This is a genomic window from Serratia sp. BNK-10 (assembly GCF_047456065.1).
Lineage (GTDB): Bacteria > Pseudomonadota > Gammaproteobacteria > Enterobacterales > Enterobacteriaceae > Serratia > Serratia ureilytica.
Map to the genome: position 1 here is coordinate 2,184,772 of NZ_CP179894.1, position 24,758 is coordinate 2,209,529.

23 protein-coding genes and 2 pseudogenes are annotated in these 24,758 nt (G+C 57.5%); 19 read left to right on the plus strand and 6 right to left on the minus strand.

Translation table 11 applies throughout. From position 1 onward, the window contains the following. Positions 1-68 precede the first annotated feature (68 nt). Positions 69-1,073 (minus strand): alpha/beta fold hydrolase, encoded by a 1,005-nt coding sequence (locus tag ACMGG9_RS10810; RefSeq protein WP_033650452.1) that lies wholly within the window; start codon positions 1,071-1,073, stop codon positions 69-71. Positions 1,074-1,305: 232 nt separating this feature from the next. Here ACMGG9_RS10810 and ACMGG9_RS10815 point away from each other — a divergent pair, with 232 nt between their 5' ends. The 11 genes and pseudogenes from ACMGG9_RS10815 (at position 1,306) to ACMGG9_RS10865 (ending at position 11,093) form a co-directional block, all read left to right on the plus strand. Beyond that, positions 1,306-1,737 carry a DcrB-related protein gene (locus ACMGG9_RS10815; protein ID WP_033643010.1) on the plus strand — a complete coding sequence of 144 codons (432 nt, stop codon included), beginning with the start codon at positions 1,306-1,308 and terminating at the stop codon, positions 1,735-1,737. A 31-nt stretch (positions 1,738-1,768) separates the two neighbouring features. Continuing rightward, the gene (locus ACMGG9_RS10820) at positions 1,769-5,899 is read left to right on the plus strand and encodes an RHS repeat-associated core domain-containing protein (RefSeq protein WP_414162158.1); all 4,131 of its coding nucleotides are present in this window, start codon (positions 1,769-1,771) and stop codon (positions 5,897-5,899) included. Next, the gene (locus tag ACMGG9_RS10825) at positions 5,850-6,239 is read left to right on the plus strand and encodes a hypothetical protein (protein ID WP_071991644.1); all 390 of its coding nucleotides are present in this window, start codon (positions 5,850-5,852) and stop codon (positions 6,237-6,239) included. Before ACMGG9_RS10820 ends, ACMGG9_RS10825 begins: the two co-directional genes overlap by 50 nt. 122 nt (positions 6,240-6,361) lie before the next feature. After that, a pseudogene (locus ACMGG9_RS10830) lies at positions 6,362-7,216 on the plus strand (RHS repeat domain-containing protein); the annotation flags it as partial. Further along, positions 7,190-7,573 carry a ribonuclease domain-containing protein gene (locus ACMGG9_RS10835; protein WP_414162272.1) on the plus strand — a complete coding sequence of 128 codons (384 nt, stop codon included), beginning with the start codon at positions 7,190-7,192 and terminating at the stop codon, positions 7,571-7,573. The pseudogene ACMGG9_RS10830 and the gene ACMGG9_RS10835, both read left to right, overlap by 27 nt. Further along, positions 7,570-7,902: a barstar family protein gene (locus ACMGG9_RS10840; protein ID WP_147880545.1), complete on the plus strand. Its 333-nt coding sequence runs from the start codon at positions 7,570-7,572 to the stop codon at positions 7,900-7,902. The genes ACMGG9_RS10835 and ACMGG9_RS10840 overlap by 4 nt, the downstream gene beginning before the upstream one ends. Positions 7,903-8,243: 341 nt before the next feature. Next, positions 8,244-9,464, plus strand: a pseudogene (locus ACMGG9_RS10845) (RHS repeat-associated core domain-containing protein); the annotation flags it as partial. Positions 9,465-9,467: 3 nt separating this feature from the next. Continuing rightward, on the plus strand, positions 9,468-9,902 hold the full coding sequence (locus ACMGG9_RS10850; protein ID WP_414162159.1) for a hypothetical protein: 435 nt from the start codon (positions 9,468-9,470) through the stop codon (positions 9,900-9,902). A 52-nt stretch (positions 9,903-9,954) separates the two neighbouring features. After that, complete coding sequence (locus tag ACMGG9_RS10855) at positions 9,955-10,293, plus strand: hypothetical protein (RefSeq protein ID WP_414162160.1); 339 nt, start codon at positions 9,955-9,957, stop codon at positions 10,291-10,293. Further along, positions 10,235-10,612 carry a hypothetical protein gene (locus ACMGG9_RS10860; protein WP_414162161.1) on the plus strand — a complete coding sequence of 126 codons (378 nt, stop codon included), beginning with the start codon at positions 10,235-10,237 and terminating at the stop codon, positions 10,610-10,612. Before ACMGG9_RS10855 ends, ACMGG9_RS10860 begins: the two co-directional genes overlap by 59 nt. A gap of 28 nt (positions 10,613-10,640) precedes the next feature. Then, entirely contained in the window at positions 10,641-11,093 is a 453-nt protein-coding gene (locus ACMGG9_RS10865; protein ID WP_414162162.1) for a hypothetical protein, read from the plus strand. 133 nt (positions 11,094-11,226) lie between these two features. On the opposite strand, the gene ACMGG9_RS10870 is transcribed toward ACMGG9_RS10865, so the two are convergent. Together ACMGG9_RS10870 and ACMGG9_RS10875 are read right to left on the minus strand one after the other, a co-directional pair. Beyond that, on the minus strand, positions 11,227-12,123 hold the full coding sequence (locus ACMGG9_RS10870) for a PhzF family phenazine biosynthesis protein (RefSeq protein ID WP_414162163.1): 897 nt from the start codon (positions 12,121-12,123) through the stop codon (positions 11,227-11,229). Positions 12,124-12,177: 54 nt separating this feature from the next. Next, a complete protein-coding gene (locus ACMGG9_RS10875; protein WP_033643015.1) occupies positions 12,178-13,095 on the minus strand; it encodes a DMT family transporter in 918 nt (305 codons plus the stop codon). A 178-nt stretch (positions 13,096-13,273) separates the two neighbouring features. Between ACMGG9_RS10875 and ACMGG9_RS10880 the strand changes: the two genes are divergently transcribed. The 4 genes from ACMGG9_RS10880 to ACMGG9_RS10895 all read left to right on the plus strand — a co-directional run bounded on the left by ACMGG9_RS10880 (position 13,274) and on the right by ACMGG9_RS10895 (position 15,860). Then, complete coding sequence (locus tag ACMGG9_RS10880; protein WP_213586909.1) at positions 13,274-14,143, plus strand: helix-turn-helix domain-containing protein; 870 nt, start codon at positions 13,274-13,276, stop codon at positions 14,141-14,143. A gap of 18 nt (positions 14,144-14,161) precedes the next feature. Beyond that, complete coding sequence (locus tag ACMGG9_RS10885; protein WP_170853044.1) at positions 14,162-14,596, plus strand: glyoxalase; 435 nt, start codon at positions 14,162-14,164, stop codon at positions 14,594-14,596. Positions 14,597-14,906: 310 nt separating this feature from the next. Beyond that, entirely contained in the window at positions 14,907-15,359 is a 453-nt protein-coding gene (locus ACMGG9_RS10890) for a MoaF-related domain-containing protein (protein WP_099783007.1), read from the plus strand. Positions 15,360-15,368: 9 nt separating this feature from the next. Then, positions 15,369-15,860 carry an ester cyclase gene (locus ACMGG9_RS10895; protein ID WP_414162164.1) on the plus strand — a complete coding sequence of 164 codons (492 nt, stop codon included), beginning with the start codon at positions 15,369-15,371 and terminating at the stop codon, positions 15,858-15,860. 172 nt (positions 15,861-16,032) lie between these two features. Here the strand turns inward: ACMGG9_RS10895 and ACMGG9_RS10900 are convergent, their stop codons facing one another. Next, positions 16,033-17,232, minus strand: a complete 1,200-nt coding sequence (locus ACMGG9_RS10900) for a multidrug efflux MFS transporter (protein WP_033650443.1) — start codon at positions 17,230-17,232, stop codon at positions 16,033-16,035. Positions 17,233-17,493: 261 nt separating this feature from the next. Here ACMGG9_RS10900 and ACMGG9_RS10905 point away from each other — a divergent pair, with 261 nt between their 5' ends. After that, the gene (locus ACMGG9_RS10905) at positions 17,494-17,943 is read left to right on the plus strand and encodes a MarR family winged helix-turn-helix transcriptional regulator (protein ID WP_033643020.1); all 450 of its coding nucleotides are present in this window, start codon (positions 17,494-17,496) and stop codon (positions 17,941-17,943) included. A 37-nt stretch (positions 17,944-17,980) separates the two neighbouring features. On the opposite strand, the gene ACMGG9_RS10910 is transcribed toward ACMGG9_RS10905, so the two are convergent. Next, a complete protein-coding gene (locus tag ACMGG9_RS10910) occupies positions 17,981-18,262 on the minus strand; it encodes a YjcB family protein (protein ID WP_046898399.1) in 282 nt (93 codons plus the stop codon). A 296-nt stretch (positions 18,263-18,558) separates the two neighbouring features. Here ACMGG9_RS10910 and mrdA point away from each other — a divergent pair, with 296 nt between their 5' ends. The 3 genes from mrdA to ACMGG9_RS10925 all read left to right on the plus strand — a co-directional run bounded on the left by mrdA (position 18,559) and on the right by ACMGG9_RS10925 (position 24,268). Further along, positions 18,559-20,484 carry a penicillin-binding protein 2 gene (gene mrdA, locus ACMGG9_RS10915; protein ID WP_033650441.1) on the plus strand — a complete coding sequence of 642 codons (1,926 nt, stop codon included), beginning with the start codon at positions 18,559-18,561 and terminating at the stop codon, positions 20,482-20,484. 107 nt (positions 20,485-20,591) lie between these two features. Further along, positions 20,592-22,310, plus strand: coding sequence for a penicillin-binding transpeptidase domain-containing protein (locus ACMGG9_RS10920; RefSeq protein WP_033643023.1), 1,719 nt, complete (start codon positions 20,592-20,594; stop codon positions 22,308-22,310). A gap of 332 nt (positions 22,311-22,642) precedes the next feature. Next, on the plus strand, positions 22,643-24,268 hold the full coding sequence (locus ACMGG9_RS10925; RefSeq protein WP_414162165.1) for a methyl-accepting chemotaxis protein: 1,626 nt from the start codon (positions 22,643-22,645) through the stop codon (positions 24,266-24,268). A 154-nt stretch (positions 24,269-24,422) separates the two neighbouring features. Here ACMGG9_RS10925 and osmB read toward each other — a convergent pair whose 3' ends face one another. Next, positions 24,423-24,635: an osmotically-inducible lipoprotein OsmB gene (osmB, locus tag ACMGG9_RS10930; protein WP_004940700.1), complete on the minus strand. Its 213-nt coding sequence runs from the start codon at positions 24,633-24,635 to the stop codon at positions 24,423-24,425. Between the last annotated feature and the right edge of the window lie 123 nt (positions 24,636-24,758).

Consider the following 24,758-nt stretch of genomic DNA (forward strand, 5'->3'; position numbering starts at 1 on the left):
GCTGTCTCCTGCAATTGAGTGCCAGCTGAAAGTTTAGCCGCCGCGCGCCGGCTGCGCCAACCGGCCGCTCAGGGTTGCAGCGCCTTGAGCAACGCCTGATGGAAGCGCGCCGGCTCCTCCATTTGCGGCGCATGGCCCAGCCCGGCGAATTCGATCAGCGTGGCGTGCGGGATCAGTTTCGCCGCCTGCTTGCCCAGCACCGCGTAGTGCCCGATCTTGGCCTTGACCGCCGGCGGGGCGATATCGCTGCCGATGGCGGTGGTGTCGGCGGTGCCGATCATCAGCGTGGTGGGCGTTTGCAGATCCTTGAACTCGTAATACACCGGCTGGGTGAAGATCATGTCGTAGATCAGCGCCGAGTTCCACGCCACCAGGCGGTGGCCCGGCCCGTTGTTCAGCCCGGCCAGCATATCCACCCAGCGATCGTACTCCGGCTTCCAGCGGCCGCCGTAGTAGGTGCGCTGCTCATAGTTGCGGATGCCCTCGGCGGTGGTGTTCAGCTCGCGCTCGAACCACCGATCGACGCTGCGCCACGGTACGCCTTTCGCCTTCCAGTCCTCAAGGCCGATCGGGTTGACCATCACCAGCCGTTCCACCGCCTGCGGATACATCAGGCTATAGCGCGTGGCCAGCATGCCGCCGGTGGAGTGGCCGATGACGATGGCCTTGCTGATGTTCAGATTCTGCAGCAGGCCGTGGGTATTTTGCGCCAGCTGTTGGAAGCTGTACTGGTAATGCGCCGGCTTGGTGGAGGAGCAAAAGCCGATTTGATCGGGCGCGATGACGCGGTAACCGGCCTTGCTCAGCGCCTTGATGGTGTCCTGCCAGGTGGCGGCGCAGAAGTTTTTACCGTGCAGCAGCAGCGCGGTGCGGCCGTTGGCGGCGCCTTCCGGCGGCACGTCCATATAGCCCATTTTTAACGGCTGCCCCTGCGAGGTGAAGCTGAATTGTTGCAACGGGTAGGGGTAGTGAAAGCCCTGCAGCTCCGGGCCGAATTTCGGCGTTTCGGCAGCGCCGGCGGTGAACGCGGCCAACGTGGCGCACAACAGCGCGCGGCGGGTTAATCTCAGCATCCTGATCTCCTGAAAAGGGCGATAGCCGAGTATAGCCACAATCGGCGCGCTGGCGCGCCAGTGGTTTCAGATAATTCTGTAATATTAAGGTTTGATTCCCGGCAAGTTTCCGACAACGCTCTTTTTCACAGTGAACGGGGTCACGCCGTGCAACATTCGCTGTATCTGATGGTTTTATTTCAAGGCTAAGTTATGCGATGCTTAAGCATTATTTATGCAAAAGGATCCTCGCATGTCCGCTTTATCCCGCTGCGCTTTCAGCGAAGGCAGCGTCGCTTTGCCGGAAGGCTATGCCGATCGCACCGTCAACGTGCTGTTGGCCGGCGATGATGTTTCCCCCTCAGTCAATATTTCCCGCGATGCGCTGCAGCCGGCGGAGAATCTGGAAAGCTACGTCACTCGCCAGCTTGATGCGCTGGCGCAGGGGCTGAAAGGCTGGGCGTTCAAAAGCCGCGAGCCGGCGTCGCTGGGCGATGGGCTGGCCGCCGGTGAGTGGGTACGCGCCAGCTACCTGCGCGACGGCAAACGCATCTGGCAGAACCAGGCGGTGTTCGCGCTGGCGGAAGGCCGGGTGCTGGTGTTCACCCTGGCGATGGCGCGCAAGCTGACGCCGCAAGACGACGCGCTGCTGCAGCAGGTGCTGAACAGCTACCGGGCGGCCTAACGATGAACTCTTTGCGTAAAAGGAACTTACGATGACCGAAGCGGCCCGCGTCGGCGATACCATCGGGCATTCCCATGCCCTGGCCGGCATGATTGCCGGCACCCTTGTCGGCGGCCTGATCGCCGCCGCAGGCGCATTGGCGGCGGGTGCGCTGTTCGTCGCCGGCCTGGCGGCTTCCTGTATCGGCGTCGGCGTGCTGCTCATCGGCGCCAGCCTGGCGGTGGGGTATCTCACCGGGGAGGCGGCCACCGCGGCGCGCGACGGCATTGCCGACGCCGGTGCCGGTAGCCTGACCCCCAAAGGCAATATCGTCACCGGCTCCCCCAACGTTTTCATCAACGGCAAACCCGCCGCGCTTGCCACCAACAGCCAGGTGGCCTGCAGCGACGACGGCCCGAGCATGCAGATGGCGCAGGGCTCCGACAAGGTCAGCATCAACGGCCAGCCCGCCTCGCGCGTGGGGGACAAAACCAACTGCGACGCGCAGGTGATGGAAGGTTCGCCCAACGTGTTTATCGGCGGCGGCACCGTCACCACCTTGCCGATCAGGCCCGAAGTGCCGGATTGGCTGTATAAGGTCTCCGATCTGACGCTGCTGTTCGCCGGCCTGGTGGGCGGCGTGGGCGGCGCCGCCGGCAAGCTGGGGGCGCTCGGCAAACTGCTGGGCAAACTGCCCGGCATCAACAAACTGGCGCGCATCGCCTGCCGAGCCGGCACCCTGATGACCGCGACCGCCGCCGTCGGCATTATCGCCCGGCCGGTGGATATCGTCAGCGGCCAGAAATTCCTCGACGGCGAAGACGATCTCGATTTCGTGCTGCCATCGCGCCTGCCGGTCGCCTGGCAGCGCTATTGGCGCAGCGGTAACCCCGGCGACGGCGTGCTGGGCCGCGGCTGGAACCTGTTCTGGGAGAGCAGCCTGCAGCCGTATCAGGACGGCCTGGTGTGGCGCGCGCCTTCCGGCGACTTCGTCGCTTTCCCCAGGGTGCCGCGCGGCCACAAAACCTATTGCGAAGCCGAAAAATGCTGGCTGATGCACAACGACGACGGCAGCTGGCAGCTGTTTGACGTCGGCGAACAGATTTTCCACTACCCGCCGCTGGCGGGCGAGCAGCCGAGCCGGCTCAGCATGATCACCGACGCCATCGGCAACGCCACCTCGCTGTTTTACGACGACGAGGGGCTGCTGAGCGAACTGGTGGACAGCGCCGGGCAGCGCCTGATGTGCCGCTATGCGCAGGGCCGCCTGCGCGAAGTGGCGCTGCAAACCGCCGAAGGCGAACGGACGCTGGCGCGCTACGGTTACGATGAGCAGGGCCAACTGACGACGGTGAGCAACCGCGCCGGTGAGGTAACGCGCCGCTTTGGCTGGCGCGACGGCCTGATGATCAGCCACCAGGACGCCGCCGGGCTGCTGAACGAATACCAATGGCAAGAGATCGACGGCGTGCCGCGCGTGACGGCCTATCGCAACAGCGCCGGAGAATCCCTTGAGTTCGGCTATGACTTCGCCGGCGGGCGCCGCAGCGCGGTGCGCGGCGACGGCAAGCGCGCGGAGTGGCGGCTGGATGACGACGACAACGTGGCGCAGTACACCGATTTCGACCAGCGCCGCTACGGTTTTATCTACCAACGCGGCGAGCTGTGCAGCGTGCTGCTGCCCGGCGGCGCGCAGCGCCAGAGCGAATGGGATCCTTACGGCCGCCTGCTGTCGGAGACCGATCCGCTCGGCCGCGTGACGCGCTATCAATATTCGCGCAACAGCGGCCGGCTGTTCGCCGTCGCATACCCGGACGGCAGCAGCGAAGCGCAGCACTGGGACACGCTGGGGCGCCCGACGCGCTATGTCGATGCGCTGGGCAATGCCACGCTCTACCGCTATCCGGATGACGAAGAGAGCCTGCCGGCCAGTGTGATCGACGCGCTGGGCGGGGAAGTGAAGCTGGAGTGGGACGCCCGCGGCCAGCTGACGCGCTACACCGACTGTTCCGGCAGCGTCACGGCTTATACCTACGATGCGCTGGGGCAACTGACGGCGCAGACCGATGCCGAAGGCCACCAGACGCGCTACCGGTGGGATAACGGCGGCCGCCTGCATACCCTGATCCACCCGGACGGCGGCGAAGAGCGCTTTAACTGGAACGCGCACGGCCAGCTGGCCGAACATCAGGACGCGCTGGGCAGCCTGACCCGCTGGCAGTACAACGCCCTGGGGCTACCGGTCAGTATCACCGATCGCATCAACCGCACCCGGCGCTATTACTACAGCCCGCAGGGCTGGCTGACGCGGCTGGAGAACGGCAACGGCGGCGACTACCGCTTCAGCTACGATGCGGTGGGCCGCGTGCTGACCGAAGAGCGCCCGGACGACACCCGCCATTATTATCGCTACGGCGCGGCCGGGCTGCTGGAAGAGCACCGTGAGGTCGGCTTGCCGGGCGGCGCGGGCGAGCTGACGCAGCGCGAACAGCGCTTCCGCTTCGACGAGGCCGGGCAACTGGTCTGGCGCGGCAACGCCAGCGCGGAATGGCATTACCGTTTCGACGCCATGGGGCGCCTGCGTGAGCTGAACCGCCTGCCGACGGCGAGCGGCGCGGCGCTGGGCATCGAGCCGGACAGCGTGCAGATGCGCTATGACGCCGCCGGGCGGCTGCTCGGCGAGCAGGGCGTGAATGGCGAACTGCAATACCAATGGGATGCGCTGGCCAACCTGCAGGCGCTGACGCTGCCCCAGGGCGATCGCCTGCAGTGGCTGTATTACGGTTCCGGCCACGCCAGCGCCATCAAATTCAACCAGCAGGTGGTGAGCGAGTTCACCCGCGATCGCCTGCACCGGGAAACCGGCCGCAGCCAGGGCGCGCTGCAGCAGCAGCGGCGTTACGACGCCATGGGCCGCCGCAGCTGGCAGAGCAGCGCCTTCGGCCACGACAAACTGACCCGGCCGGAAGACGGCGTGCTGTGGCGCGCTTATCGCTACACCGGCCGCGGCGAGCTGGCCGGGGTGAGCGACGCGCTGCGCGGCGAAGTGCACTACGGTTACGACGCCGAAGGCCGCCTGCTGCAACACCGCGAGCCCAATCAGGGCAAACCGGGCGCGCGGCTGGTGTACGATCTGGCGGATAACCTGCTGGGCGAACGCAGCCCGCAGAGCGACATCGACGCGCATCTGCCGCTGGCGCCGATCGCCGACAACCGCCTGACGCACTGGCAAAAACTGTTTTACCGTTACGACGCCTGGGGCAACCTGATCAGCCGGCGCAACGGCCTGTACGAACAGCACTACCGCTACGACGCCGACAATCGGCTGGTGCAGGCGCACGGCCGCGGCCCGCAGGGCGAGTTCGAAGCACAGTATCATTACGACGCGCTGGGTCGCCGCAGTCGCAAAGCGGTGCGCTACAAGGGCAAAACCGAACAGACGACCCGTTTCCTGTGGCAGGGTTATCGGTTGCTGCAGGAGCAGCGCGACGACGGCAGCCGCCGCAGCTGGAGCTACGATCCGGCCAGCCCGTGGAGCCCGCTGGCGGCGCTGGAGCAGGCGGGCGACAGCCGCTCGGCGGATATTTACTGGTATCACACCGATCTGAACAGCGCGCCGCTGGAAGTGACCGACGCGGCGGGCAACCTGTGCTGGTCCGGGCAATACGACACCTTCGGCAAGCTGCAGGGCCAGACGGTGGCCGGCGCGGCGAAGCGGCAGGGTGCGCAATATCAGCAGCCGCTGCGCTACGCCGGGCAATATCAGGACGACGAAAGCGGCCTGCACTACAACCTGTTCCGCTACTACGAACCCGAGGTGGGGCGTTTCACCACGCAGGATCCGATAGGGTTGGAAGGCGGGCTGAATTTATATGCTTATGGGCCAAATCCTTTAACTTGGATAGATCCATTTGGGCTGAGCTTCCTTGAGATCGTAGGCGATGCTGCTACGACAACCGGGAAAAAGTTCCAAGGTGCTGAGATTTATAAGATAACTAGTAAAGTTAAAGTTGGGGATGTGACCTTTAAAAAAGGTGATTACTTCTATTTGGATAATCTCCATAAAGATCACTATGAAACCTTCTCATCGTTGGATAAATCCAAAGGAGTGTTTAATTTGGATGGTTCTTACAATGAGAAAAAGTCAATTAAAGCTGCAAAAAGAAAAGGTCCGGGGTGTTAAAGTGAATGATAATTTAAAATGTGATATTTTAAAAAACAAAGATGATTTGATTGAAGGTACATTTTGTTACTCTCTATTTGAGGATGCTTTTTTTGATGAGCGACTATTAATTGATTTAATAGAAAAATCAGAGTTGTTTGTTAAGGTAAACAATCGAGATGAGGATGTTTTAAATTTGCTGTCATGGGTTGTTAATGGTGTTGATCAGTGTTTCACATCCCACAATGATAAAGATGACTATTATTCAATTGAAAACTATTCTGTGAATTTGGAGAAAAAATGGGGGGAGGTGTGGCGACCTGAAATTAATAAGATAGTCAATGGTGATAAAGATTGTTAGAGTTTCACAACAAATTTGAGAAACATTGAATATGAGATGTAAGGTAGATGCTTGAAAAGGAGATATTCGGTTCTTTAAAAATAAAAAAGGAAGAGTAAAAGCATTAGATTATTAGTTGCATCAAAGGCCGCCTGCTGCAACACCGCGAACCCAATCAGGGTAAACCGGGCGCGCGGCTGGTGTACGATTTGGCGGATAACCTGCTGGGCGAGCGCAGCCCGCAGAGCGACATCGACGCGCACCTGCCGCTGGCGCCGATCGCCGACAACCGCCTGACGCACTGGCAAAAACTGTTTTACCGTTATGACGCCTGGGGCAACCTGATCAGCCGGCGCAACGGCCTGTACGAACAGCACTACCGCTACGACGCCGACAACCGGCTGGTGCAGGCGCACGGTCGCGGCCCGCAGGGCGAATTCGAGGCGCAGTACCATTACGATGCGCTGGGCCGCCGCAGCCGCAAGGCGGTGCGCTACAAGGGCAAAACCGAACAGACGACCCGTTTCCTGTGGCAGGGTTACCGGTTGCTGCAGGAGCAGCGCGACGACGGCAGCCGCCGCAGCTGGAGCTACGATCCGGCCAGCCCGTGGAGCCCGCTGGCGGCGCTGGAGCAGGCGGGCGACAGCCGCTCGGCGGATATTTACTGGTATCACACCGATCTGAACAGCGCGCCGCTGGAAGTGACCGACGCGGCGGGTAACCTGTGCTGGTCCGGGCAATACGACACCTTCGGCAAGCTGCAGGGCCAGACGGTGGCCGGCGCGGCGAAGCGGTAGGGTGCGCAATATCAGCAGCCGTTGCGTTACGCCGGGCAATATCAGGACGACGAAAGCGGCCTGCACTACAACCTGTTCCGCTACTACGAACCCGAGGTGGGGCGTTTCACCACGCAGGATCCGATAGGGTTGCGCGGCGGGTTGAACCTGTATCAGTATGCGCCGAACCCGCTGATGTGGGTGGATCCGTTTGGGTTGACATGTAGCCATTCTGCTAAGAATCCTAAGCAGGCTCACGCTGCTATAAAGGATAAATGGGGACACGATATGACTCCTAAAGAAATGAAGGAGTTACATAAAACGGTAGACAATATCAAATTGAATAGGCCAGCTTATGCAAGGGATGGTATTGAATTTGAAAATAGTTATCGTATATCACCGAATAGCCAACGACTAGATACAGGTAGTGGGCCATATAGAGAATGGACAGTTAAGACCCCTGGTGTTAGTAATCGAGGTACAAGACGTATTGTTGTTGATAAAGCGACAGGGAAAGCTTACTACAGTCATGATCATTACGATTCCTTTATAGAAATAGATCTTTCAGGGTGGAAATGATGAAGTTTAAACGAGTAGTTGTTGATTTTTCAGAAATAAATACGGATGATAAATTTCATGATGAAATGAATAGGGTTTTTGGTTTTCCAGATTTTTATGGGAATAACTTCAACGCTTTTGTTGACTGTTTAAATAGTCTTAGATTTCCTGATGATGGGATGACTAGAATACACTTAGATAAGGATGAGTATTTGCTGATGAAAATCAATGGAATAAATTCGCTGCCTGACGATATTAGATATAATTTTTTATTGGCGGTAGAGGCTGTCAATAGGGGGGCTATCTCGTTTGGTGACGAAGCATTGATTCTATTACTTTTGGTTAAATGAAAAATGTACTAAAAAGGTGCTCAACTTTGAATTAAGGGACGCTTTTTTAATAATTTAAATAGAGCGTTCTTTAGAGATGGGTTGGCATGTCAGACCATTGTGATGCTCTGTTTAGCCGCAACCGCACACTCATTTTTTTCGGGTTTTCATTGGAAGCAATGAATTCACTAAATCAAGGTTTTTTTGTGCTGAGTGTTGTCTATCGGTGGCTAATGAGTAACTGTTTTATAATGGTCTGCTTTTAGATAATACCTGGTTTATATGAAAGAATTAAAATGTGAATAGATAATCTTCAGCTCTTTAAAAATAAAGAATCATAGAAAATTAATATTCCAAGTATTTATTGTAGAGCAGGCAGTCTGCTGCAACACCGCGAACCCAATCAGGGCAAACCGGGCGCGCGGCTGGTGTACGATCTGGCGGATAACCTGCTGGGCGAACGCAGCCCGCAGAGCGACATCGACGCGCACCTGCCACTGGCGCCGATCGCCGATAACCGGCTGACGCACTGGCAAAAACTGTTTTACCGTTATGACGCCTGGGGCAACCTGATCAGCCGGCGCAACGGCCTGTATGAACAGCACTACCGCTACGACGCCGACAACCGGCTGGTGCAGGCGCGCGGCCGCGGCCCGCAGGGCGAGTTCGAGGCGCAGTATCATTACGACGCGCTGGGCCGCCGCAGCCGCAAGGCGGTACGCTACAAGGGCAAAACCGAACAGACGACCCGTTTCCTGTGGCAGGGCTACCGATTGCTGCAGGAGCAGCGCGACGACGGCAGCCGCCGCAGCTGGAGCTACGATCCGGCCAGCCCGTGGAGCCCGCTGGCGGCGCTGGAGCAGGCGGGCGACAGCCGCTCGGCGGATATTTACTGGTATCACACCGATCTGAACAGCGCGCCGCTGGAAGTGACCGACGCGGCGGGCAACCTGTGCTGGTCCGGGCAATACGACACCTTCGGCAAGCTGCAGGGCCAGACGGTGGCCGGCGCGGCGAAGCGGCAGGGTGCGCAATATCAGCAGCCGCTGCGCTACGCCGGGCAATATCAGGACGACGAAAGCGGCCTGCACTACAACCTGTTCCGCTACTACGAACCCGAGGTGGGGCGTTTCACCACGCAGGATCCGATAGGGTTGCGCGGCGGGTTGAACCTGTATCAGTATGCGCCGAACCCGTTGATGTGGGTGGATCCGCTGGGGCTGAGTGTTGAATGGGTTAATCCATCAGATATCAATTTCTCACAGAGAACAATATCTGCAAATGATTATGCCGAGATCATGAAAAAAGGAGAATGGGATTGGGGGCGTTCTCCTCTAAATGTATTAGAGGTTGATGGCCAATTAGTCACATATGATAATAGAAGGTTAGATGCTGCTTTGGAAGCAGGTGTAGAAAAAGTTGCTGTTCAACGAGTTGACCCTAATGCTGTTCATCCTTCATCTACGACAGGAAAAACATGGCAGCAAAAATTCCAAGAGCGTTTCAAAGACCGCAGAAATGTTAAAGCTGGCGGTGTGGTTCCGGATAAAGGGCTCAATAGCCGACCTAAGAGGTGTCCATAAAAAATGAAGAATGTAATTACTGAACTGTGGGAAGCTGGTGAATTACCGATTAAAAATGCTCTGTATTTTTCAGATGGTAGAGCTGAGTTGATCGATATCATATCCTACCCCACGCCTAAAGTATCTAAATCGGGATGTTTCGATTTTTGTGAGTTCTATGAAAAAAATAAAGATGAGATTACTACTATTGATGTAATAAAAAAAATTAACTTGAGTTGTGGTGGATACTTATGTTTAGGGGAGGGGAGCTATGGTTCAGAAGGTTTTATCACTTATTTGGATCGCGAAGAAAAACTAGTTTGGGTTGTTTACTCGGAAAACTCCAACCCCTTCGTTTCTGCAACCATATTACATGATTCAACGGTTGCTATAGATTCAAGTGCTGGATTCCGACTGAAGGTCAATGTGCTAAAACCTGAGGAAATGGTGATAGTTTGATTGCTGAGTGTGCAGGAATTGAATAAAGAAATAAAGAGCATGGAGGATTGTCATGAGGTTTTTTATCTGTGATGACGGTTATCCGTCTATAGAATCTAATAGTGACTATAGGATACTAACTGACTTTATAAAGGATGATATCCAAAGAGGTTTTTATGGTGTCAATGAGTTTATTGAGGCTTGTAAACTTGTAAGATCTGGAAATCTGCCATTTTGGGAGGGAACGGGAAACTCTCATACTATAACTATTAAACCTAATGGTGTGGAGATTTTTAATGAGTACACCGAGGAGTCTATGATTGTTTCGAGTATAGATGAGTTTGAGGAGTGCCTTGAACAATGGAAGAGTCTGTTTTTTAATATGGGTGATTTTACAAATAAAACTAAATAAAGAGAATGAGAGAATAGTTCTATCTGGCCATGAAGCGATAGATATATTATCTGAGATAGAGTTTATTTTGATATCATTGCGGAACATTGCACGGCATTATTATACCGATGCAAGTGGGGAAGTAAGTCAGAAGGTGAGAAATGCATATTGTGAGGAAACTACGCAGTTTATTGATAAAAATAATGTTACTGGCCGCTTATCAAAAATAAGAGGGGTTATTTCTGAAAGGTTTAGTCATGAATTAGGGATGGATAGCATGGATGATATAGAAAGGGAAATGGAGAAAATAATTTATTGGGAGAAACCCGTTGACGAATGATGTTTAAATCTATTTGAGAAAATACTTTATGAAATTTATTGATGACAATATAATTAATGAGTGGGTTTCCCAGCATTATGCTACGATTAACCTTTCTCTATCTATGGTACTATTTGATAAATTATCCGCTCTACCTTGGGCCGCTGGGCATCTGGATTTTTCAAAATTAAATCACAGATTGATAAGTGCGCAGGAGATACTGGATAACGACTATGAAAATCAATATGTTAGAATGAATGAGTGGTTGAAAGGTAGTACATTTGAAAAGTGTTCACACGTATTGTTTTGGTATGGAAAGGTTAACCCTTGTGTGATCTGTGAAACTAGCTTTGGGTTGAGTAACATTGATACTGCATATTGGGGTGTTCCTGGTTGGAACTACATGTTTAGCTGTGATTTTGAAAATAATGACGTTAAATTGAATTGTGATAATATTTTATCCTTTGATGGAGCTAATCAGTTGGTATTATTAATGCAATAATTTCAACAGAAAAAATCTTTAAAATTAACCTCCGCTAGCTGAACTCACTTTCAGTGAGAGATAATTACTGAGCCTCATTAGGGCAAGCCGAATAGGCAGATAAAACCACTCCCTCCAACCTGTCCCCCCCAAACTAAATACCCAATGTGCCGTTAATCAGGGTGCAGCACTGCCCGCCGATCCAGGGCTCGCCGTCAATAAAGCGCACGCTCACGCGGCCATCTCGCTTCAGTTGGGTGCCCTGGCGCACCAGGTAGCCCTGCGCGGTTCGGTCGCCGTCGGGGAAGTGGTTGGCCTTCAGCAAGCGCGCCAGGCAGGCGTTGGCGCTGCCCGTTACCGGATCTTCGATCAAGGCGCCGCATTCCACCATAAATGCGCGCATTTCGTAATCTGCCGGTTCGGCCGCAGAACAGGCGCCATAAATCACTACGCCATCCACATCACAGGCGGTTTGCAACCGTTCGATCATGGTCTGATCCGGCATCACCGCCAGGCAAGATTGCGCATCCGGCAGGCGTATCATCAGCCAGCGGATGCCCATGTCGACAATAACCGGCAGGGTATCGGCTTCAATCACCGCCGGCTGTAAAGCGGCCATCAGCCGTTCTGTTTCCTCAACCGCCATCGCGCGAAAACTGACTTCGGGCGCGGCGAACGCCAATGCGCCTTCCGGCAGGATATTGATCGCCACCAGGCCGACGCCGCATTCCTGCATCACCGTTCCGGGGCGTTTAGGCGCCAATCCGGCTTCCAGCAGGGCGTGTGCGGTGCCCAGCGTCGGGTGGCCGGCGAAGGGCAGCTCTTTTTCGGTAGTGAAGATGCGCACCTTATAATCCGCCGCCGGGTGCGTCGGTTTAAGCACAAAGGTGGTTTCCGAAAGGTTGGTCCAACGGGCCAATGCCAGCATCTGCGCGTCGTTCAGCCCTTCGGCTTCCAGCACCACCGCCACGGGATTGCCGAGCAGCGGCGTGGCGGTGAAAACGTCCACCTGTTTGTAGGCGCGGGGTGTCACATCATCGCTTCTGAGCATTGGCCATCATCCGTTATCAGCAAAACCTGATGATAACGATATTCGCCAATGGCTTCAAAGGGTTGAATTTTGTTTTGGCATACCTGCCCGTCGCCACCTCAGCCCCGGCTTGGCAAACATCACCAGGTTGCCCAGCAGAATCAGGCACAGCCCCAGCACGGCGTTGAAGTGCCACTGGTAGCCTTCGTAGATCGTCGAGATGGTCAGCGCCACCAGCGGGAACAGCAGGGTGCTGTAAGCCGCCGCGCCGGCGCCGATGCGGCCGAGCAGGCTGAAGTAGGCGGCGAAGGCGATCACCGATCCGAAGACAGCCAGGTACAGCAGGGAACCGATATAGCGGCTGCTGAATTCGATCTGGAACGATGCGCCCTGCGCCAAGGCGATCAGCGCCATCAGCATCGCGCCGTAGGTCATGGCGTAGGTGTTGGTGGAAAAGATATCCAGCCCGCGGCGCTGATGACGCGCGCTGATCATATTGCCCAGCGAGAAGCCGTAGGTGCCGAGCGCGCTCAGACCGATGCCTTTGAGCAGCTCCGGCGCCATGCGGGTGGCGGCCAGATCTTGCCAGAACAGCGCCACGATGCCGGTCAACCCCAGCAGCGCCGCCGGCAACAGGTTGGGGCTGGGGCGCTGGCGGAAAAACAGCAGGCTGTTGAGGGCATTGAACAGCACCGCCATCGAGAAGATCACCGATTCCAGCCCGCTGCTGATATAAGCCGCCGCGTGGTAAAAGCAGAAGAAGTTGAAACCGAACACGCAGCAGCCCTGCAACACGCAGAACAAATGATCGCGCGGGGCGATGCGGCGCAGGCGGCGCGTTAGCAACAGCACGGCGAACATCACCGCGGCGGAAATGGCGAAGCGGTAAGCGATCGAGACAGGAATGGCCACCGGGCCTTCCTGTTGCAGGGTGATCGCAATCCAGGTGGTGCCCCAAATCAGCACCACGGCGAGGTACAACAGCGCATTCATTCTATTCACTCCGAAAAAGCCGATGGCGCAGTATCCGCTTTGGCGTGCGGCCGCGCTTGCAGCGCCTTGCGCCCAGTTGCATATTCTTGCGCTTTTTTTGCCAAAAGCGCGGGGCGGCCGCTGGCATGCCGAGGCGCCACTCTTTACACTGTCGGCATGTCGAACAACGGGGCCGGCGATGTCCAACTATCAGGCGTTTGAAACACTGCGTGAGCATAAAGCGCGGTTGCACGGCAGCGTGCTGCTGGGCACCGGCGTGGAGCTGGCGGCCTGGTCCAACTGCAACGATCGCGTCACGCAGGAGAGCGCCGACCACCATACCCTGAGCCTGTACGTCGCCGACGGCTATGAGTGTTACCAGCAGGTGCCGGGCGGCTGGCGCAACGGCGGTGGCCCGGATCGGTTCTGCATCATGCCGCGCCAGTATGCATCTACCTGGGATGTGCGCAGCGATCTGTCGTTCGTGCATCTGTATTGCACCGACGGGCATTTGCGCCGGCTGGCGGAGCAAACCTGGGATCGCAGCCCGGTGGCGATCAACGTAGAGCCGCGCAGCTTTGGCGAAGATCCGCAAATTACGCTGCTGTATCGCCAGTTTTTGCTTAACTGCGACTGGCGTGACAGCGCCAATCTGCTGGCGCTCAGCAGCGCGTCGAACCTGCTGATGTCGCACCTGATCCAACGCTACAGCCAGCTGCAGTGGACGCTGCCGACGGCGCGCGGCGGCCTGGCCCCCGCGGTAGCCAGGCGGGTGCGGGAATATATCGCAAGCCATCTCGATCGGCCGCTGCTGCTGGCCGATCTGGCGGCGCAGGCCGGATTGAGCGAGTACCACTTCGCCCGCATGTTCAAGCACGCCACCGGCCTGGCGCCGCACCAGTTCGTGATGCGCGCGCGGCTGCAACGGGCGGAACAGCTGTTGCGGCATAGCCAACAGCCGATCACCGAGATCGCGCTGGCGTGCGGCTTCAGCTCCGCCAGCCATTTCAGCAACCGCTTCAAGGCGGCCTATGGATTTGCTCCGCTGCAGGTGCGGCAGGGGCGCTAACCGGATGGGAGTGTAAGCATGGAACAACAATTTGCGGGCCTGGGCGTGTTGTTTGTCGCCGGATTCGGGCCCATCACGCGTGAGAGCGACGCGAGCAAGGCGTTTTATGTCGAGGCGCTGGGGCTGCCGCTCAAGCCGATGCCGGGCAACGAGAGCTATCTGCTGGCCGAGCAGGGTGCGCTGGACGGGGTGAAACACTTCGCCCTGTGGCCGCTGGCGCAGGCGGCGCAGTCCTGTTTTGGCGACGATCGCTGGCCGGCGGATCTCGCGGCGCCGCAGGCGTGGATCGAGTTTGACGTGGCCGACATGGCGATAGCCACCCAAGGGCTAATCGATCGCGGTTATCGGCTGCTGGTCGCCAACCGTGAAGAGCCGTGGGGGCAAAGCGTTACCCGGTTGCTCAGCCCGGAAGGATTGCTGGTTGGCGTCACCTATACGCCCTGGCTGCGTTAAACGCCGCGCCGCCCGCCACCGTTTCCCTGCGGCGGGCGGCTTAAGAATAAATTCGCATTAGCTTAAAGCTATCTGCGCTATAGACCTACCGAATCCCCGAGCTATCCCTCATCCTGAAAACAGTAATCCCGTTCATTGCGTAAAAACCAAGGGTCAGAATGCGCTATTGCCACGCCATTTCACGGCGATTTTTCACCCTCTTTTGGTGTCGTCAGGTGCCTGATGGGAATAGAGATTATTCTTATATTTCCGCTAACCGTTAAGAAATAATAATGATTCTCGTTTTCAACCACGGAAAGGAGAAGGAACGATGAAAACAGTGAAGCGAACGGGTATCGCGCTGGCGATAGCCCTGACTTTCCCCCTGGCATTGCCTGCCGCTACGGCGGCGCAAACCTCCCTGACAAACAGTAAGGCGGCGACGATGACGGAAAAACACGGGCAGTTTATTGCGGTTGGTAAAGTGGTGCAGGTGACCTTTGGCGATTTCGCCTTCAAGCTGGATTTTACCGATGACAAGACCATGACCTTCACCGGCATCGGCGAGGCGTCGCAGGGCATCACCGATACCGTGCAGTACACCGCGGTGGAAATTCGGCCGAAGGTCTACATGGTCTACTGGCATGAGCCGCAGTCCGGTGACAACGTGACGCATATCGAGGACTTCGAGCGCGGCGAGGTGTACACCAACATCGCCGCCAAGGACGGCAGCTTCACCCATCTGAAAGGGCAGCTGAAAATTGTAGGTCACTCAGGAAACTAAGGAGCAGTTATGAAAAAGGCATTGATCACCTGTGCGATCGTCGGCGGCCTGCTGGCGAGTTACCCGGCGCTGTCAACGGATCAGGCGGCGTCTTACAAATCGGCCGGCAAGGGCGGTTATCATCATGCTCAGCAAAAGCTGAAGGTGGTGGAAGATCTGTACGCGGGCTTCTTCAACCGCCATGACATCGGCGTGGCGCGGAAGCTGATTGTGGAAAACTACAAGCAGCATAACCCGTTCGTCGGCGACGGCATCAAGCCGTTCCTCGATTTCTTCAGCCAGACCTTCAAAGACAACCCGCAGTACAGCGCTAAAATATACCGCAGCGCGGTCAACGGCGATCTGGTCTACGTTCACGTCAAATATCAAAATACCCCGCAGGATCGCGGCACTGCCAGCGTGGATATTTATCGGGTGAACGATCAGGGGAAAATCACCGAGCATTGGGACGTCAATCAGGATGTGCCGGAAAAATCGGCCAACGACAACACCATGTTCTGATGCAAAAGGGCCGCTGCGGCGGCCCTCTACGCGCCTGCAACACTTTATTTACTTACATAAATACCAAACGTTCATCGCGTCGAGTAGGCTACGGCCGCCTTTGGCAGTGGCGGCACGGTTGATGGGCGTCATTGTCCCGCCACTGCTTGAGGCGCTTGCCTCGCATTCCCCGCTATCCCGCGCGTTTAGGCTGCACTTTTTTAAACTGATGGCGCAGCTGCAGCGCATTGAACAGCACCAATACCGCCGTCACGGCGAACACCCAACGGAACCCCATCATCGCCGAAATGCCCGAACCCAGCAGCGGGCCGACCACGTTGCCCAGATACATAAATGACTGGTTATAGCCGAAGATGCGCCCGGTCACCTGATCGGAGGAATACTTCAGCAGCAGCGCCTGCACCGCCGGCATCAGCGCGCCATCGGCGAAGCCCAGCAGAAAACGCAGAATGCCCAGCTGCAGCGGCGTATTCACCCAGGCCATCACGGCGAACAGGCCGGTGGTGAACAGCAGCGCGGCGATCAGAATGCGCGCGGTACCGATGCGATCGCCGAGCCGCCCGAGGCGCGGCGCGGAGATCAGCGCCGCGATGCCGGGCACGGCGGCGATCATGCCGCTGACGAAAGCGATATTGCTGACGTTGCCCGACAGTTCGCGAATGAACAGCGTCAGGATCGGGCTGATGGAGGAGTTGGCCAGCTGGATCATCAGGGTGCAAACGAACAGGGTGACGATCAGCGCCGGATAGGGCAGCGACCGGAATACCGCCTTGCCGCTCAGCTGATCCGCTTTTTTCACCGTGATGCGCCGCTCTTTAATCAGGAACAGCGTCACCAGGAAACTGACGAACATCAGCCCGGAAGTGACGAAAAACACCACCCGCAGCCCCAGATGGTCGGCCATCAGCCCGCCCAGCAGCGGCCCGGCGATCACGCCGGAGATCTGCCCGGTCGAGAGCGTGCCCAGCGCCCAGCCGCTTTTATCGCGCGGCGCCTGCGAGGCGACCAGCGCCATGGCGTTGGGAATATAGCCGGACGTCAGCCCCATCAGGGCGCGCAGCGCGAACAGCTGCCACACGTTAGTGGCCAGCCCCTGCAGCGCGATGACGATCGCCATGCCCAGCGAAGCGCGCAGCAGCATCAGCTTACGGCCTTTGCGGTCGGCCAGGCTGCCCCACAGCGGCGACACCACCGCCGAGACCAAAAAGGTGCCGCTGAATACCAGCCCGGACCACAGGCTGAGGGATTGATGATCGCTGACGCCAAGTTGTTCGACGTACAGCGGCAGAAAAGGGAGGATTTGGCTCATCGCCAGCCCGGTGAAGAAACACCCGAGCCAGACCGAGATCAGATTGACTTTCCACGCTTCCATCGGCTTATCGTACCACGTTGAATGAGGAGGGATTTGTTAAGCAAAATAATAATAACACTGCAAATTAGTCGGCGAGGGGGCAAATGCGTGAGCAAACGTAACCCTGCCGGCTGCAGTGTCTTTTTGCTATATATTAATAGCTATATTATCATAGATAAATGGGGTAAGCCAGAAGCGCGCGGTGGCCGAACGGGGCGCCATTGACTGCGCGATCCGGCGATGTGAAAGTAGGGACAAACTGAACGTTATCGACTGATGCCAATGAAAAAAGATCATCCTGAAGACGTGACGCTGCTGCGCACGCAGTTAATGTCGCTGGTGCGCCGCATGCGGCGCGAGTCGCGCAGCGACGAAAAATCCTGGGCCCAGCTGATGCTGTTGGGGGCTATCGATCGCCATGGCGGCGAGGCGACGCCGTCGTTGCTGGCGGAGTCGGAGCGTATGCGCTCCTCAAACCTGGCGGCCGCGTTGCGCGAGCTGGAAGCCGATGGGCTGCTGGTGCGCACGCCGGATGCCGAAGACAAACGCCGGGTGCGGGTGCGGCTGACGTCCGCCGGGCTGGGTTTGCTGCAGCAAAGCCGCGCCCGACGCGAGGCGTGGTTGCTGGCGGCGATGGAAAGCTGTCTGTCCGAGCGGGAGCAGGCGCTGTTGCTCGAAGCGGGGGCGCTGATGGCGCGGCTGGCGGCGGCGCCGTCTGCGGAAGCGGACTGATTGCAGGGGCGGCCTGAGTTGCTCCCCTGCGGCGAGATTACGGCATCGGCCAATCGACCGGCATGGTGCTGACCACGTCCACGTAGCGATCCCAGGCCGATGACCAGAATTGGGCGAAGGCTTCGAGGGTGAAGTGAATGCCCATCAGGCCCATCACGAACCAGCAGGCGGTAAACAGGCCCAGGCTGCTGAACATGAACGCCATGCCATTGCGGCTGGTTTTACGGCAAACGACGTTTAACTGGCTGGCGAAGAACATCATCACGGCGCTCAGCAACTCCCAGCGCATCATGATTAAACCGGTGGCAATGGTACTCATCGAACTCGATCCTATGTAACAAAAAGCCGCATCCGGCAGGGCGCCGACAGGAAAATGCGGAGGAGAATAACGGTAATAGTGTGATATGGATCACATTGTAGCATTGAGAGGAACGGCGGCTCAATGGGGCGCGCGGTGAAAAAAACGCCGCCGGTAACATTCCAATATGCTGAAACAGTTATGCCATTTCATTAGCAACCTTTTCATGGGGCGTCGCGCCCGATAACGCTATGCTTGCCGGCTTTTCAGTTCCCTGATTTTGCGGGGAAATGTGACGCAAAAGGTATCGGCTCCGCATGGCCCTGTTAAAAGAAAAAATTCGCGACCACTCCGCGGAAGAGATGTTGTTTATCCGTCGGGCGGCCGTGGCGCTGGCGCTGGTGGTGGTCTGTTTCGGCGCGCTGGTCGTCAACCTCTACCGGCTGCAAATTCGCCAGCACGGCTTTTACCAGACGCGCTCCAACCAGAATGACATCAAGATGTTGCCGATCGCCCCGAGCCGCGGGCTGATCTTCGATCGCAACGGCATTCCGCTGGTACGAAACGTGACACTGTATCGTATCGAGATCACGCCCAGCAAAATCACCGATATGGCGGCGCTGCTGCAGGCGTTGACGCCGATCGTCGATCTGACGCCGGAAGATATCAGCGCGTTTCGCGACGACATGCACCACAACAGCCGCTACAAGCCGATAACGCTAAAAGCGGGGCTGAACGACACCGAGGTGGCGCGTTTCGCCGTCAATCAATACCGTTTCGACGGGGTGACTATTGATACCTATCAGCAGCGTGAATATCCTTACGGCGCGCAGCTGGCGCACGTGCTGGGTTACGTGTCGAAGATCAACGACAGCGATCTCAAGCGCCTGGACAAGGCCGGGTTGAGCGAGAACTATGCCGCCGATCGCAACATCGGCAAACAGGGCATCGAGGCCTATTACGAGTCCGAGCTGCACGGCACCACCGGCTATCAGGAGGTGGAGGTGGATAACCACGGGCGGGTGATCCGCTTGCTGAAGGAGCAGCCGCCGCAGGCCGGCAAAAACATCTACCTGACGCTGGATCTGCCGCTGCAGCAGTACATCGAATCGGTGCTGAAGGGGCAACGCGCCGCGGTGGTGGTGGAAGATCCGCGCGACGGCGGCATTCTGGCGATGGTCTCCAGCCCCAGTTACGATCCTAATCCCTTCGTCAAAGGCATCGGCTATCAGGCCTATAAGGCGCTGCTCCGCAACCCGGATTTGCCGCTCATCAACCGCGTCACCCAGGGGCTGTACCCGCCGGCGTCGACGGTGAAGCCCTACATGGCGGTTTCGGCGCTGTTTGCCGGGGTGATCACGCCTACCACCACCTTTTTCGGCGCGCCGACCTGGACGCTGCCCGGCACCGAGCGGCGCTATCGCGACTGGCTGAAGACCGGTCACGGCATGCTCAACGTCACCAAAGCGATAGAAGAGTCCGCCGATACCTTCTTTTATCAGGTGGCGTATGAGATGGGCATCGATCGCATTCACCATTGGCTGAGCCAGTTTGGTTACGGCCAGTCGACCGGCATCGATCTGAACGAAGAGTACCGCGGCGTGCTGCCAAGCCGCGACTGGAAGCTGAGGGTGCACAAAAAAGTCTGGTATCAGGGGGATACGGTATCGGTCGGCATCGGCCAGGGATATTGGGTGGCGACGCCTATTCAGATGGTGAAAGCGCTGACTACGCTGATCAACAACGGTAAGGTGAAAACGCCGCACCTGCTGTATTCGCTGCAGCAGGGCAACCGGGTCACGCGTTATCAGCCGCCGACGCAGGCGCTGCAGATTGGCGATCCCCGTTCGCCTTACTGGGGCATTGTGCGCAACGGCATGTATGGCATGGCCAACCTGCCGAACGGCACCGGATACAAGCTGTTCCATACCGCGCCGTACCAGATTGCCGCTAAATCCGGCACCTCGCAGGTGTTCAGCCTGAAGCAAAACCAGACTTACAACGCCAAAATGATTCCGGTGCGGCTGCGCGATCATATCTTTTATACGCTGTTCGCCCCCTACAAAAACCCCCGGGTGGCGATGGCGTTGATCCTGGAAAACGGCGGCGGCGACGGCGTGGTGGCGGGGCCGACCGCGCGCGCGATCCTCGACCACATTTTCGATCCGGCCAACGCGCCCCAGCCCGGCGACGCGGCGCAAACTAAACCGCAGTTAAACGACAGTGCGGATGTGCAACGGTGATGCGGTTTGTTTTTACTTTCTTACAAACTGCAATCTCCTGACCATTTCCGGCAAGGTAGACTGAAATAACACGATAAACCGAATAAAAACGTAGGGTTAACACAACAGTGGCGCCATCGACCAAAAAGAGCGGTAAAACCTATTCCACAGTTCGCTTCGGCTGGATTTGCGCCGGCATGCTGGTCTGTTTTTTTCTGTTGGCGTTCAGGGTCGGTTACCTGCAACTGCTGGAACACCAGCAGTTGGCGAACCAGGCAGATCAGCGCTCGATTCGCACCCAGGTAGTGCCGACCAACCGCGCCATGATCACCGATCGCAACAATGAGGCGCTGGCGGTCAGCGTGTCGTCGAAAGACATCGTGCTGGATCCGAAGCATATTCTCGATACCCAGACCGATACCGGCAACGAACGCTGGCAGAGCATGGCCAACGTGCTGAAGATCCCGCTGGCGGACGTGCAGCATCTGATCCAGAGCAACGCGCACAAACGCTTTGTCTACCTGGCGCGCAAGGTGGAGGACGACAACGCCGCTTATATCAGCAAGCTGCACCTGACCGGCGTCAGCACCGAGCAGGATTTCAGTCGCTTCTATCCGATGGGCCAAGACGCGGCCGGACTGATCGGCATCGTCGGCCAGGACAATCAGGGGCTGGAGGGCATCGAGCTGGGCTTCAACCCGTTGCTGCAGGGTAAAAACGGCCTGCGGGTCTACCAGAAGGACGGCAGCGGTGCGGTGATCGGCGTGATTAAAAGCGTGGATCCGGTTCCACCGCCGAATGTGACGCTCAGCATCGACAAATTTATCCAGTACGTGCTCTATGCGCAGATCCGCGACGGCGTGGTGGCTAACCAGGCCGACTCCGGCTGCGCGGTGCTGGTGAAAATCGACACCGGCGAAATCCTCGGCATGGCCAGCTATCCGTCGTTCAACCCGAACAACTATGGCAGCACGCCGGCGAAAGATATCCGCAACGTGTGCAGCAGCGACAGCTTCGAACCGGGTTCGACGGTGAAGCCGGTCGTGGTGATGGTGGGGCTGGAACATAAGCTGATCCGGCCGGATACCGTGTTGGACACCACGCCGTATCGGGTGAACGGTCACCTGATTAAGGACGTCGGCCACTGGTCGAAGCTGACCATCACCGGCGTGCTGCAAAAATCGAGCGACATCGCGGTATCGCACATTGCGCTGGCGCTGCCGGCCACCGTGCTGCCGGCGGTCTACCGCAGCTTTGGCCTGGGGCGGCCGACCGAGCTTGGCATCGGCAACGAGAGCAGCGGCTACCTGCCGCAGCATCGCGAGCGCTGGGCCGATATCGAACGCGCCACGTTTTCCTTCGGCTATGGGCTGCGCGTGACGCCGCTGCAAATGGCGCGCGAGTATGCCGCGATCGGTTCCTTCGGCATTTATCGGCCGCTGTCGATCACTAAGGTGACGCCGCCGGTGATGGGGCAACGCATTTTGCCGGCCGATACGGTCAGGTCCGTGGTGCATATGATGGAAAGCGACGCCTTGCCGGGCGGCAGCGGGGTGAGTGCTGCGGTGCCCGGCTACCGTTTGGCGATCAAAACCGGTACCGCCGAGAAAATGGGCCCCAGCGGCAAATACGACGGCGGCTATATCAACTATACCGCCGGCGTGGCGCCGGCCAGCGATCCGCAGGTGGCGCTGGTGGTGATGGTCAACAACCCGAAAGCCGGCAAGCACTTCGGCGGCTCGGTAGCCGGGCCGGTGTTCGGCAAGATCATGGCCCAGGTGCTGGAGCACATGAATATCCTGCCGGATGCCCAGCCGCTCAATGTGGTGTCGTCGGTTAAAGGGTGAGGATTTAAGCGGGAAGTGAGTGGGTCAGAAAATGTCTGGCCCACGCTTCAATACAACGAGTTTAACCTACGGCAGTATTTATTATGGATATGCCTTGAGGTATTGATTGATATTCGACTTGAATGAATTTGTCTGTTTCTAAAATAATATTTCTTATTTGGCGATTCGCAGAGAAGCTTATTTTCTCACCAAGACGATTCCCTCTTTCGTTCACGCCTTAACATGATTTCAACGCATTCCGAACCCGGCAACACCCGTCTATGGGGGCTGTAATCGTCGTGTCATCAATGCTCGTTAGACTCGCGGCATCCTGGTATTACCGACTAAAAATCATGAACATAAAACTGACACTTGGCCGCGGGGCAAAACCTGCGCCCGCGCTGCCGCGCGCGTTTGGCTTCGGCAAAAGCATGGGGTTATTAAGCGGCGTAATTTGCGTTATCGCGCTATTTTCTCTGCTGCAATTGTTTTCCACCGTATTTATTTCCAATATTCTGCGCGACGCCAAGATTAACCTGGTGACGGGCGACGCCTTGCATCGCCAGCAGGCGGCGATGGATCGCGCCAGGCTGTCGCTGCTGACGGCCAGCGATACCCTGAACCGTGCGGGCATTTACTATCTGCAGGATAAAGCCACCGGTTCCGACGGCAGCTGGCATAGCCTGCTGGATGAATCGCTGGCGGCGCTGCAGGCTTCAGAGCAGGCCTTCGCCCGGTTTGAGCGCCTGAGCGCGACGGCGCCCGAGGCCGCTGACGCCCTGAAAGGCAGTTATCGCCTGTTCTATGACGGTCTGAAGGAGCAGGCGCAAGGGCTGCAACGCAGCGACAGCATCGATGCGTTTTTCGCCGTGCCGATCCAGGCTTTTCAGGCGGATTTCAACGAGAAGTATCTCGCTTATCAGGCGCTGAACGAACGACGCGGCGATGACGTCAACGTGCGGCAATTGGCGGCGCTGGAGCAGGCCAAAACCTATGCGCTCGGCGCGCTCGCGGCGTTGGCGCTGATCGCCTTGGGCGTGTGGTTCGGCGTTGCTCGTTGGGTGATCGCACCGTTGCAAAGGGCGATCGCCCATCTCAACGTGCTGGCCGCCGGCGATCTTTCGCGGCCGTTGCCGCCTGAACGGGCGGTTAACCGCGAAATGCGTCAGTTGCAAACCAGCATTGGCCACATGCAAAACGGCCTGCAGCGGCTGGTGAGTGAGGTGCGCGATGCGGCGAGCGGGATCCTGAACGGCGTCGGGCGGCTGGCGGACGGCAATCGACAGTTGACGGCGCAGTCGGCGAAGCAGGACGGCGAATTGCAGTTGGCGACCGAGCACGTGCAGCAGTTGGCGGCGCGGGTGGAAGAAAACGGCCAATACGCGCAGCTGGCCAATCAACGCACCGAACAGGCTAGACAGTGCGCCGGCGCCGGTGAAAAGATGATGCAAACCGTCAACGTCTCGATGCAAGGGATCGTCAACCAATCGGCCGAGATGCGCGGCATTGTGGCGCTGATCGACAGCGTGGCGTTTCAGACCAATATTCTGGCGCTGAATGCGGCGATCGAGGCCGCGCACGCCGGCGTTCACGGCCGCGGTTTCGCCATTGTCGCTAAAGAAGTGGGCCTGCTGGCGCAGAAGAGCAGCCATTCTACGCGCGATATTCAGCAGCTGATCAACCGTTCGTTGCAGCAAATCGATCAGGGGTCGCAAGCGGTAGAGCTGCTGGCGGGCAATTTGCGTCAAATTATCGATCTGGTGAACACGTTTAGCGCACTGATGGGGGAGATCTCGCTGGCGTCGCTCAATCAGGGGGAGAGCATTCAGGACGTGACGGCACGCATCGCCGGGCTGAATCAGGTGGCGCGGCAAACCGGCGCCGTGGTGAACGCGGTGACCGAGGCTTCGCAGTTGCTGCAGGGCGAATCGGAACGATTGGAAAAAGCGATGGCGCGTTTCAGGCTGCCGGCGCAATAAATAACCCTGGCGCAGGTTAATGAATAATAAAGCCGCGCTTAACGTTATTTATTTAGGTTCGCTCCCTGAGGAATTTCAGCGGAGTAAATAAAGCAGGCCGGCGCGTGTGGATTAAAAAAGCGTCGGCCTGCGGAGGTTATTTTTGGCGGGAGAATTAACGGCTGGTCTGGTGGCCGATGATGCCGCCCAGCGCTGCGCCGCCGAGGGTGCCCAGCGTGCTGCCGTCGGTCAATACCGCGCCGCCCACGGCGCCGACGCCCGCACCGATCGCCGTGTTGCGATCGCGATTGGACATATGCCCACATGCGGTAACGGAAAGCGTCGCCATTACCACCACCAACACACCCGCGGCACGTTTAATATTCATAATGAGTTCCTGGTAAATTGGCTAATTAATGGATTAAAAATAATCCGATTAACTCGCCGGTAGAAGTTGGGATGAATGTATTCCTCCGAAAGAAAATCGAACAGGTAAAAATTCTTAATTTTG

Coding starts and splice junctions, on each gene's coding strand:
- mrdA (WP_033650441.1), top strand. CDS start 18,559: ATGGCCCTGTTAAAAGAAAAAATTCGCGACCACTCCGCGGAAGAGATG.
- ACMGG9_RS10865 (WP_414162162.1), top strand. CDS start 10,641: ATGAAATTTATTGATGACAATATAATTAATGAGTGGGTTTCCCAGCAT.
- ACMGG9_RS10885 (WP_170853044.1), top strand. CDS start 14,162: ATGGAACAACAATTTGCGGGCCTGGGCGTGTTGTTTGTCGCCGGATTC.
- ACMGG9_RS10825 (WP_071991644.1), top strand. CDS start 5,850: ATGAGAAAAAGTCAATTAAAGCTGCAAAAAGAAAAGGTCCGGGGTGTT.
- ACMGG9_RS10870 (WP_414162163.1), bottom strand. CDS start 12,123: ATGCTCAGAAGCGATGATGTGACACCCCGCGCCTACAAACAGGTGGAC.
- ACMGG9_RS10910 (WP_046898399.1), bottom strand. CDS start 18,262: ATGAGTACCATTGCCACCGGTTTAATCATGATGCGCTGGGAGTTGCTG.
- ACMGG9_RS10810 (WP_033650452.1), bottom strand. CDS start 1,073: ATGCTGAGATTAACCCGCCGCGCGCTGTTGTGCGCCACGTTGGCCGCG.
- ACMGG9_RS10820 (WP_414162158.1), top strand. CDS start 1,769: ATGACCGAAGCGGCCCGCGTCGGCGATACCATCGGGCATTCCCATGCC.
- ACMGG9_RS10835 (WP_414162272.1), top strand. CDS start 7,190: ATGTGGGTGGATCCGTTTGGGTTGACATGTAGCCATTCTGCTAAGAAT.
- ACMGG9_RS10900 (WP_033650443.1), bottom strand. CDS start 17,232: ATGGAAGCGTGGAAAGTCAATCTGATCTCGGTCTGGCTCGGGTGTTTC.
- ACMGG9_RS10890 (WP_099783007.1), top strand. CDS start 14,907: ATGAAAACAGTGAAGCGAACGGGTATCGCGCTGGCGATAGCCCTGACT.
- ACMGG9_RS10905 (WP_033643020.1), top strand. CDS start 17,494: ATGAAAAAAGATCATCCTGAAGACGTGACGCTGCTGCGCACGCAGTTA.
- ACMGG9_RS10855 (WP_414162160.1), top strand. CDS start 9,955: ATGAGGTTTTTTATCTGTGATGACGGTTATCCGTCTATAGAATCTAAT.
- ACMGG9_RS10880 (WP_213586909.1), top strand. CDS start 13,274: ATGTCCAACTATCAGGCGTTTGAAACACTGCGTGAGCATAAAGCGCGG.
- ACMGG9_RS10850 (WP_414162159.1), top strand. CDS start 9,468: ATGAAGAATGTAATTACTGAACTGTGGGAAGCTGGTGAATTACCGATT.
- ACMGG9_RS10815 (WP_033643010.1), top strand. CDS start 1,306: ATGTCCGCTTTATCCCGCTGCGCTTTCAGCGAAGGCAGCGTCGCTTTG.
- ACMGG9_RS10840 (WP_147880545.1), top strand. CDS start 7,570: ATGATGAAGTTTAAACGAGTAGTTGTTGATTTTTCAGAAATAAATACG.
- ACMGG9_RS10895 (WP_414162164.1), top strand. CDS start 15,369: ATGAAAAAGGCATTGATCACCTGTGCGATCGTCGGCGGCCTGCTGGCG.
- osmB (WP_004940700.1), bottom strand. CDS start 24,635: ATGAATATTAAACGTGCCGCGGGTGTGTTGGTGGTGGTAATGGCGACG.
- ACMGG9_RS10875 (WP_033643015.1), bottom strand. CDS start 13,095: ATGAATGCGCTGTTGTACCTCGCCGTGGTGCTGATTTGGGGCACCACC.
- ACMGG9_RS10925 (WP_414162165.1), top strand. CDS start 22,643: ATGAACATAAAACTGACACTTGGCCGCGGGGCAAAACCTGCGCCCGCG.